Origin of the sequence: Kitasatospora sp. NPDC051705 (assembly GCF_044453265.1) — a bacterium.
Taxonomy (GTDB): Bacteria; Actinomycetota; Actinomycetes; order Streptomycetales; family Streptomycetaceae; genus Kitasatospora.
The window spans coordinates 1-9,450 of record NZ_JBITCO010000055.1; the positions used below are offsets into that span (position 1 = coordinate 1).

Sequence of the window (9,450 nt, forward strand, 5' to 3'; positions counted from 1 at the left end):
CCCGCCCGACATCCCCAACCCCCCGACGTCCACGGGGGGGGTCGGCGGCTGCGCGCCCGCCCGGGGGGTGTAGCGGCGCCGGCCCCGCACGGTACGGGGCGGGCCCCCGGGCGCCGGGGGCGCGGGGCGCCCGTCCCGTTCCTCGAAGCGTCCCGTTCCCCGGACCGTCCCGCCGGTGGACCACCGTGCTCAGTGGCCGCCGAGCGGGAGCGTCGCGCTGGCGCTGCCCGGGGCCGGGGCGCTGGCCGAACCGCTGGTGGTGGCGGTGCCGGTGGAGCTCGGGGCGCCGGTCCCGGTGCCGGTCGGCGTCCCGGTGGGCGTCGGCGTGCCCGTGCCGGTGGGCGTCGGGGTGCCGGTCGGCGTCGTGGTCGGCGTGCCGGTCGGGCTCTGGGTGGGCGTGGTGGTCGGCGTTCCGGTGGGCGTCTGGGTGGGCGTGGTGGTCCCGGTGCCGCTCGGCGTGCCCGGGTCGGTGGGCGTCCCCGTGCCCGACGGCGTGCCGGTGCCGGTGGGCGTGCCCGGGCCGGTGGACGGCGTGCCCGGGGTGGCGCCGGGCGGGGTGGCGGGCGTGCCGGGGGCCGGGGTCACCGGGGCCTGGTTGGCCGGGCTGGGCGCGATCGGGGTGACGGCGTCCCAGCCGGCGGGCAGGGCGGGCACCTTCCAGGCGCCGCCGGCCTCGTCCGCCGCGCCGGACGGGTCGGGCCGGACGGCCCCGAGGATCGGCATCGAGCCGATCGGCGACACCTTGATGACGGCGCCCGGCCGGGGCGCCTGGACGACCAGGCCGCCGCCGATGTACATCGCCACGTGGGTGGCGCCCTCGAAGTAGATGATCAGGTCGCCGGGGCGCAGCTGGTTCAGCGGGATGTGCGGGAGCTGGGCCCACTGCTCCTGGCTGGTGCGCGGGATCGGGCGGCCGGCGTGCAGCCAGGCCTGCGAGGTGAGGCCCGAGCAGTCGTAGGCCTCCGGGCCCGTCCCGCCCCACAGGTAGGGCTTGTTCAGCTGGGCGAGGGCGAAGGCGACGGCGGCGCGTCCCTCCAGCGAGGGGGTGCGCTCGCCCTGGCCGAGGGCGCCGGAGGCGAGGAAGGCGAGCTGGGCCTCGTCGGCCTTCTCCTTCTCCAGCTTCTCCAGTTCGGTGCGCTGGGCGCCGGTGAGCGAGGAGACCAGCTGCTCGACCGAGGCGAGGTCGGCGGCGACCTTGGCCTTGGCGGCGTCCTGCTCGGAGACGAGCGTCTGGGAGGTCTTGAGGGCCTCCTCGGTCTGCTGCTTCAGGCCGGTGAGGGCCTCGCGGTCGCTCTTCAGCCGGTCGAGGAACTCGGACTGGGAGCGGCTGGCGGCGGCGAGCAGCTCGGCGATGGTGACGGCCTCGTACGGGTCCTTGGACAGCAGCAGTTCGGCGTAGGCGGAGCTGGCGCCGTTGCGGTACTGGGCGGCGGCGAGCTGGGAGGCGATGTCGGTGCCGGCGTCGACCTGCTTCTGCTGGCGGTCGAGGCGGCCCTGGAGGTCGGTGAGCGCGGCCTGCTGTTCGGCGACCTTGGCCACGGCGCCGTTGTACTGCTCGGTGGCGGCCTCGGCACTCTGGTAGAGCCCGTGCAGCTTGTCGAGCAGCGGGCCGAGGGTGGCCTTGGCGGCGGCCAGCGGGTCCTCGCCGGGGCTGGCCGCGATGACCGGCGCGCCCGGGTCGGGGGCGGCGTACGCGGCCTGCGCGGCGAACGGGAGCGCGAGCGCGGCCGCGGCCAGGGCCGCTCCGCAGCGCAGTGCCGCCCGCACCCAGGGCCGTACGCCCGCCGACTCCGTGCGCTGTGCAGCCCCGCCCATGGGTTCGTCCTCCCCGCCCCGCCCGTGCCCCGGGTTCCCCGGATCCCGCCGATCCTCCCACGGGTTACTCGCCGGAAACAGGGCGCACCCGGACTGGGAGGTTAATTCTCGATTGATGTGTGAGACAGGTCTCAGCAAACCGGAGCGAACCGGGGCGTTCTTCGCCGATGCCCAGCTCAGCACGGCCCGGGACACCCCCACGAAAGCTGTTGGACACCGTGGGGCCACCATAGGAACCACGATTCCCGGTCCAGTTCACCTTCCGTTTACCAAGCCGACCTACGGTCGCGACGACACCAACGTCCGTGCGACAACTACGACGATTGTTTGGGTATGGAACACATCTCGTTCCTGGTGGCCGTTGTGATCATCACGGCGCTCGCCTTCGACTTCACCAACGGGTTCCACGACACCGCCAACGCGATGGCCACCTCCATCGCGACGGGAGCCCTCCGGCCGAAGGTCGCGGTCACCATCGCGGCCGTCCTCAACTTCGCGGGCGCGTTCCTGTCCGTGAAGGTCGCCACCACCATCTCCGGCGGCATCGTCAACGAGAAGACGGGCGTCCACCCCGAGATCATCTTCGCCGCACTGGCGGGCGCGATCCTGTGGAACCTGCTGACCTGGCTGCGCGGCCTGCCGTCCAGCTCCTCGCACGCGCTGTACGGCGGTCTGATCGGCGCCACCGTTGTCGGAATCGGCATGAACGGCGTCAACTTCGACACCGTCGTGTCGAAGATCCTCATCCCGGCGATCGCCTCGCCGCTGGTCGCCGGCCTCGCCTCCTGGGGCGCCACCAAGCTGGCCTACGCGATCACCCGCAAGGGCGACTCCGGGATCGCCACCAAGGGCTTCAAGACCGGCCAGATCTTCTCGTCCTCGCTGATCTCGCTGGCGCACGGCACCAACGACGCCCAGAAGACGATGGGCATCATCACCCTGACCCTGGTCTCGGTCGGCGCCCTGCCCAAGGGCGCGCTGCCCCCCACCTGGGTGATCGTCTCGGCCGGTGCCGCGATCGCGCTCGGCACCTACATGGGCGGGTGGCGGATCATCCGCTCGATGGGCAAGGGCCTGGCGGACATCCAGGCGCCGCAGGGCTTCGCCTCCGAGTCGGCCGCCGCGACCGTCATCCTGACCTCCTCGCACATGGGCTTCGGCCTCTCCACCACCCAGGTCTGCTCCGGCGGCATCATGGGCGCCGGCCTCGGCGGCCCGAAGGCCCAGCTGCGCTGGAGCATGGTGCGCCGCATGGTCTACACCTGGGCGCTGACCCTGCCGGCCGCCGCGCTGGTCTCCGGCGGCGCCGCGCTGCTGGCGCGCCAGGGCACCTGGGGCGTCGTCCTGGTCGGCGCCGTGCTGGTGGCCGGTTCGGGCGCCATGTGGCTGATCTCCCGCCGCCAGCCCGTCGGCGCGGACAACGTCAACGACGCCGCCCCGGTGGAGGTCCCGCAGGCCGTCCCCACCGCCAACGCCCCCACCCCCGCCTCGACCACGGTCGCGGCCTGAGCGCCGCAGGCTGAGGAGCACACGCCATGCACATCAAGTGGAACGCCCTGGCCCAGACCGCCGGTGCCAGCTTCGGGATCACCGTCGCCGTGGTCGCGGTCTTCGCGCTCGGCATCCTGGCCCTGTCCCGTCGCGAGGCCACCCTGGCCGCCCGCGAGGGCGAGGCCTCCGGCGGCCCGGGCGGCGGCCGGCTCGCCCTGGTCGGCGCCTACGCCTGCTTCGGCCTCTGCGCCGCGGCCGTCGTCTACGGGCTGACGCTGATCGCCGGGAAGTGACCGGCGGGACCCGACCGACCGCGTGACCGGCGGGACGTGACCGCCGGGAGAGCCCGAACGGGCCGGGGAGTGCATCGACACTCCCCGGCCCGTTCGCGTGCGTGGGCGCCGCCGGTCAGCCCTGTCGGGTCTTCAGCGCGGTCTCCCGGATGAACAGGACGGTGACGAAGGCCAGCAGCGAGAAGGGCGCGGCCACCAGGAAGACGTCGCCGACGCCGTGCCCGAAGGCGTCCGTCACCAGCGGGACGACCGGGGCCGGCAGCCGGTGCAGGTCCGGGATGCCCCCGCCGCCGGCCGCGGGCCCGGCCGGGACGTGCGCGGCGGCGAGGTTCTCCGCCAGGTAGTGCGTCACCTTGTTGTTCATCAGCGCGCCGAGCGCGGAGACGCCCATCGCGCCGCCCATGGTGCGGAAGAAGGTGACCACCGAGCTGGCCGCGCCGAGCTCGTGGCGGGGCACGGTGTTCTGCACCGCGAGCACCAGGTTCTGCATGGTCAGGCCGAGGCCGACGCCGGTGATCGCCATGTAGACGGAGAGCAGCCCGTAGCTCGTGTCGACCCGGGCGGTGCCGAGCAGGCCGAAGCCGACGGCGAGCAGGAAGGTGCCGGAGACCAGGTAGGCCTTCCACTTGCCGTACTTGGTGATCAGCCGGCCGGCGACGGTGGAGGAGAGCGCCAGGCCGAGGATCATCGGCAGGGTCATCAGGCCGGCCATGGTCGGGGACTTGGCGCGGGCCAGCTGGAAGTACTGGCTGAGGAAGGTGGTCGCGCCGTACATCCCGACGCCGACCAGCACGCTGGCGAGCGCGGCGAGGGTGACGGTGCGGTAGCGGAAGAGGTCCGGCGGGATGATCGGCTCGGCGGCGCGGCGCTCGATCACCACGGCGAGCGCGCCCAGCAGCAGGCCGCCGCCGACCATCGCGGCGGTCTGCCAGGACACCCAGTCGTAGTTCTTGCCGGCCAGCGTGATCCAGATCATCAGCAGGCTGACCGCGGCGGTGATGACCAGCGCGCCGAGGTAGTCGATCCTGACCTTGCGCCGGACCACCGGCAGCTTGAGGGTCCGCTGGACCACCAGGATCGCGGCGATCGCGAACGGGATGCCGACGTAGAAGCACCAGCGCCAGCCCAGCCAGGAGGTGTCCACGATGACGCCGCCGATGAGCGGGCCGCCGATGGTGGCCAGCGCGAAGACCGCGCCGAAGTAGCCGCTGTAGCGGCCGCGCTCGCGCGGCGGGACCATCGCGGCCAGGCAGATCTGCGCCAGCGCGGTGACACCGCCGGCGCCGATGCCCTGGAGGGCGCGGCAGGCGATCAGCTGGCCGGTGTTCTGGGAGAGGCCGGCCAGCGCCGAGGAGGCGATGTAGATCACCAGGGCGATCTGCAGCAGCAGCTTCTTGCTGGCGAGGTCGGACAGCTTGCCCCAGATCGGGGTGGAGGCGGTGAGGGTGAGCAGCGTCGCGGTGATCACCCAGGTGTACGCGGACTGGCCGCCGTGCAGGTCGGTGAGGATGTGGGGCAGGGCGTTGGAGACGACGGTCGACGAGAGCACGGCCACGAAGAGGCCGAGCAGCAGGCCGGACAGCGCCTCCATCACCTGCCGGTGGGTCATCGGTCGGTCGTCGACGGCGGCGGCGCCGGTCGCGGCCTCGGTGGTCATGGTCATCCGGATCCTTAAATATCGTTGCCTTAAGCAACCATAGGACTAATGGTTGACTAAGGCAACTTTCTTCAAGGACAAGTAAAGCCCGGCCGGAACCCGCCTCCTGCGGGCCCGCCGGGCTCACCACCGCTCCGGCCGCGGCCGGGTCACTCCACCGTGGGCTCGTCGAGCACGTCGTTGAAGCGGTGCAGCAGTTCCGCGAAACGGTCGACGTCCTCCCGGGACCAGTCGCCCAGCAGCTCGCTCACCCGCCGCATCCGGACGTCCCGGGCGGCCAGGTAGCGCCGGCGCCCGTCCGCGGTCAGCGAGACCAGCGCGGCCCGCCGGTCCAGCGGGTCCGCCTCCCGGGACACCAGACCCAGCTCCTCCAGCGCCCGGATCTGCCGGCTCACCGTCGCCTTGCCCACCGTGAAGTGGGCGCCGACGTCCGTCACCCGCACCCGCCCGGCCTGCTCGATGTAGCCGAGCATGCTGTACGCCGCACCCTCCAGCTCGGGGTGCACCCGGCGTGAGAGCTCCGCCACTCTGGCCCGGCCCCGCCGGAACATCAGCGCGACCTCGCGTTCCACCGCCAGCAGGGCGTCCTCGTCACTCACGGCGCCAGTATCCCGCAGCCGCACCGGCCGGAATGCGGCGCGTGGGGTACGACAACCCAACTACTTCATGGTATGAAGTATCCGTTTTTCCCCTATACGCAAGGAGATGTGGATGGCCGCCCCGGGGCAGGGTTTCGTCGCCGAACTGAAGGGAGCGGTCACCCCGCGCGCCGCGCTGCTCGTGATCGCCGTACTGCTGCTCCAACTCGGTTTCATCACCTCGTACGTCGGGGCGCTGCACCACCCGGCCCCGCACGACCTGTCGATCGCGGTGGTCGCCCCGCCGCAGGTCTCCCCCAAGTTCGTCCAGGCGCTGGAGTCGGTCCCGGACGACGCCGTCAAGGCCGTCACCGCCCCCGACGCCGAGACCGCCACCCAGCAGATCAAGGACCAGAAGATCTACGCCGCGCTGGTGGTGAACACCGCCGGCACCGAGGACACCCTGCTGGTCGGCGGCGCCCGCGGCCCGTCCGCCGCCAAGGCCGCCGAGAGCATCACCACGGCGCTGGAGAAGTCCCAGAACCGCACGGTCAAGGTCGAGGACGTCGTGCCGCTCGCCAAGGGCGACACCAACGGCCTCTCCGGCTTCTACCTGGTCATCGGCTGGTGCGTCGGCGGCTACCTGGTCGCCTCGATCCTCGGCATCAGCGCCGGCTCCAAGCCCGCCAACGCCCAGCGGGCGACGATCCGGCTCGGCGTGCTGGCGCTGTACTCGATCGCGGCCGGCATCGGCGGCACGGTGATCGCCGGGCCCGTCCTGGACGCGCTGCCCGGCTCGATCCTGGGCCTGTCCGCCCTCGGCGCCCTGGTGGTGTTCACGGTCGGCGCGTTCACCATGGCGCTGCAGTGCCTGTTCGACATCGTCGGCATCGGCGTCGCGGTGCTGGTCTTCGTCGTGCTGGGCAACCCGAGCGCCGGCGGTGTCTACCCGCCGCCGATGATGCCGCCGTTCTGGCGGGCCATCGGCTCCTGGATCCCGAACGGTGCCGGCACCTCGGCCGCCCGCTCGATCGCCTACTTCGGCTCCACCAACCTGCTGCTGCCGATCGTGGTGCTGCTGGTCTGGGCGGTGCTCGGCGTCGCCGTCACCTTCCTGGCCGTCCTGCGCCGCCCGCGCACCGTCGGCCGCGAGCTGGTGGACCAGGCCTGAGCCTCCCGGCCCCGCCGTTCCGACCCCCACGCCCGTGCCCCGGCCCTCCCGGCCGGCGCACGGGCGTCGCCGTGCGCGGCCCGCACCCGCCCTGGGGTCGACTTCCGGCCAATCCGTCAGCCGGCCGCCAGCCTCCCCGGATCGGCGACGACGGCGCGCACCACGCCCACCGCGGCGCCCAGCAGCGGCCCGCGCCGGCCGAGCCGGGAGACCGCCAGCCGAGCGTCCGACCAGGGGCGCACCGTCACCCGGGCGGCCAGCTCGGTCTGCATCGCCGGCAGCAGCCAGGGCGCCAGCCGGGCGTAGCCCCCGCCGAGCACCACCCGCTCCGGGTCCAACAGGTTGACCGCCCCGGCGGCCGCGGTGCCGAGCGCCGTACCGGCCCCGGCCAGCGCCGCCAGCACCCTCTCCCGCCCGGCCTCGGCGCGCTCCGCGAGCAGCGCCACCCAGTCGCCGGGCAGCCCGGTCAGCCCGGCCGCCCGCAGCACCGCGGCCTCGCCGGCGTACTGCTCCAGGCAGCCGTTCGCGCCGCAGGCGCAGCGGGGGCCGTCCGGGTGGACCGGCAGGTGGCCGAACTCGCCCGCGTAGCCGCGCGCCCCGCGCAGCAGCCGCCCGCCGACCACGATCGCCGCACCGACGCCGGCCTCGGCGGAGACGTACAGGAAGTGCTCCGGCCCCTCCCCCAGCCAGCGCTCGGCGAGGCCGCCCAGATTGGCCTCGTTGTCCGCCTCCACCGGCAGTTCGGCGAGGTCCGCCGCGCCGGCCGCGCGCAGCTCGGGGCGCAGCCCCGCCGCCAGCGGCACGTCCTCCCAGCCCAGGTTGGCGGCCCGCTGGAGCACCCCGCCGGAGATGCCGACCAGCCCGGGGACGGCCAGCGTGATCCCGGCCGGTCGCAGGCCCGACTCGGCGACGGCCGAGCCGAGCAGCTCGGCGAGGTCGGCCATCACGGCGGCGGGCCGGCGGCCGCGGTTGCGGACCTCCCGGCGGCGCCAGGCCCGGACCTCGCCGCGCAGGTCGACCACGCAGGCCCCGAGGTGTTCGACGCCGATCTCGGCGCCGAGGCCGCCCGGCCCGAGCGGGTTGAGCCCGAGTGCGGTGCCGGGGCGGCCGACCTTCCCGCTGGGGGCGGCCGGTCCCGCCTCGACGACCAGGCCGGCGGCGATCAGCTGTTCGGCGAGCGAGGAGACGGCGGCCCTGGTCAGGCCGGTCTCGGCAGCCACCTCGGCGCGCGAGCGCGGGGCGAGCGCGATCACCCCGAGCACCAGGGCCAGGTTGGCGCGGCGCATCCCGCGCTGGCTGGCGGGCCCGGGCAGGACGCCCTCCGGCTCGCGCATCGCACTCGCGCTCATGCACCCACTCCCGCCTGCGTGCCGACGGGCGCCGCCGGGTCCGTCGCCGGGCTACGGCATGTCCGGTGGCATCCCGCGGGGCACCTCCGTTGCAGCGTAACCGGGTTCCGGGGGCGGCGTCCTGAGCAGGGCGGAGCCGGCCGTCGGGGCGGCGGCCGGGCCGGCAGCGGGGCGCGCGGCGGGCCGGGTGAAGACCCACCGGCGCATCGCCCAGTACCGGAACAGCATGGCGACGAAGGTCCCGAGGACCATCCCGCTGAGGAAGTCGGCGGCCTCCTGGGCGACCGGGCCCACGAAGGGCTCGCGCAGGTCCAGGACGTAGCGCGAGACCACCAGCGGCACGTCGTTCACCGCGATCGCCACCGCGCTGACCAGGAGGAACAGCAGCGCCTCGCGCCGGTGCCCGTCGGCCCGGAAGGACCAGCAGCGGTTCAGCACGTAGGAGACGGCGGTGCCGATCACCGTGGCGACGGTCAGCGCGACCACCGGCTTGTGCTCCAGCACGGTGGCCTTCAGCTGGACGTCGACCACCAGGGTGAGCACGAAGCAGAGGCCGCCGACCAGCAGGAACTTCACCAGCCTGCGGTGCCGGACCAGGAACGGCCGCAGCCGGACCGGCACCCGGGCCAGGGCGCGCTGCGTGGGGGACGGCATCTCCGCAGTCTCGCACGGGCGGTGCCGTCCCTCCCGTTCACTGCGCGGTGATCCGCAGGATCCCGGTGGTGGTGCCTGGTAGACCACCCCGCCGGGGGCGATGGACCCGACCGTCTGCAGCGTGTCGAAGAGGAACCCGGCGCCCAGGTAGGCGGTTCGGGTGACGTCACCGGTACGCGGGTCGATCTCGGCGTAGTAGTAGGGGTCGAGGACCGAGGTGGCCGAGGCGCCGGGGGCGGCCGGGCGGATCACCGCGTCAGAGCGCGCGGTGACAGATCGCGGAGCAGGCGTACGCCAGGTCGCCTACTGACATTTTGTTGCACAATGCCCGGAGGGGCGGGGGGGGGGGGGGGCGGGCCCCCCCCCCCCCCCCGCGCCCCCCCCCCCCGGGGGCCCCCCCCCCCCCCCCCCCCCCCCCCCCCCCCCCCCCCCCCCACCCCCC

Annotated in this window: 8 protein-coding genes; 3 read left to right on the top strand and 5 right to left on the bottom strand. The window is 74.1% G+C overall.

The genetic code is table 11. The annotated features are described in order from the left end of the window. Nucleotides 1–189: 189 nt before the first annotated feature. Entirely contained in the window at nt 190–1,815 is a 1,626-nt protein-coding gene (locus ACIA8Q_RS33640) for a C40 family peptidase (protein ID WP_396318301.1), read from the bottom strand. Between the two features lie 333 nt (nt 1,816–2,148). On the opposite strand from ACIA8Q_RS33640, the gene ACIA8Q_RS33645 reads away from it, so the two are divergent. Next, complete coding sequence (locus ACIA8Q_RS33645) at nt 2,149–3,324, top strand: anion permease (RefSeq protein ID WP_396318302.1); 1,176 nt, start codon at nt 2,149–2,151, stop codon at nt 3,322–3,324. A 26-nt stretch (nt 3,325–3,350) separates the two neighbouring features. After that, complete coding sequence (locus tag ACIA8Q_RS33650) at nt 3,351–3,599, top strand: hypothetical protein (protein ID WP_360204502.1); 249 nt, start codon at nt 3,351–3,353, stop codon at nt 3,597–3,599. 115 nt (nt 3,600–3,714) lie between these two features. Here the strand turns inward: ACIA8Q_RS33650 and ACIA8Q_RS33655 are convergent, their stop codons facing one another. Continuing rightward, nucleotides 3,715–5,262 (bottom strand): MDR family MFS transporter, encoded by a 1,548-nt coding sequence (locus tag ACIA8Q_RS33655; protein ID WP_360204500.1) that lies wholly within the window; start codon nt 5,260–5,262, stop codon nt 3,715–3,717. A gap of 143 nt (nt 5,263–5,405) precedes the next feature. Further along, a complete protein-coding gene (locus tag ACIA8Q_RS33660) occupies nt 5,406–5,855 on the bottom strand; it encodes a MarR family transcriptional regulator (protein ID WP_360204498.1) in 450 nt (149 codons plus the stop codon). Nucleotides 5,856–5,967: 112 nt separating this feature from the next. On the opposite strand from ACIA8Q_RS33660, the gene ACIA8Q_RS33665 reads away from it, so the two are divergent. After that, nucleotides 5,968–7,005 (top strand): ABC transporter permease, encoded by a 1,038-nt coding sequence (locus tag ACIA8Q_RS33665; protein WP_387902303.1) that lies wholly within the window; start codon nt 5,968–5,970, stop codon nt 7,003–7,005. 116 nt (nt 7,006–7,121) lie between these two features. Here ACIA8Q_RS33665 and ACIA8Q_RS33670 read toward each other — a convergent pair whose 3' ends face one another. Both ACIA8Q_RS33670 and ACIA8Q_RS33675 read right to left on the bottom strand, forming a co-directional pair. After that, nucleotides 7,122–8,354, bottom strand: a complete 1,233-nt coding sequence (locus tag ACIA8Q_RS33670; RefSeq protein ID WP_360204493.1) for an ROK family transcriptional regulator — start codon at nt 8,352–8,354, stop codon at nt 7,122–7,124. Nucleotides 8,355–8,405: 51 nt separating this feature from the next. After that, entirely contained in the window at nt 8,406–9,260 is an 855-nt protein-coding gene (locus ACIA8Q_RS33675; protein ID WP_396318303.1) for a GtrA family protein, read from the bottom strand. Between the last annotated feature and the right edge of the window lie 190 nt (nt 9,261–9,450).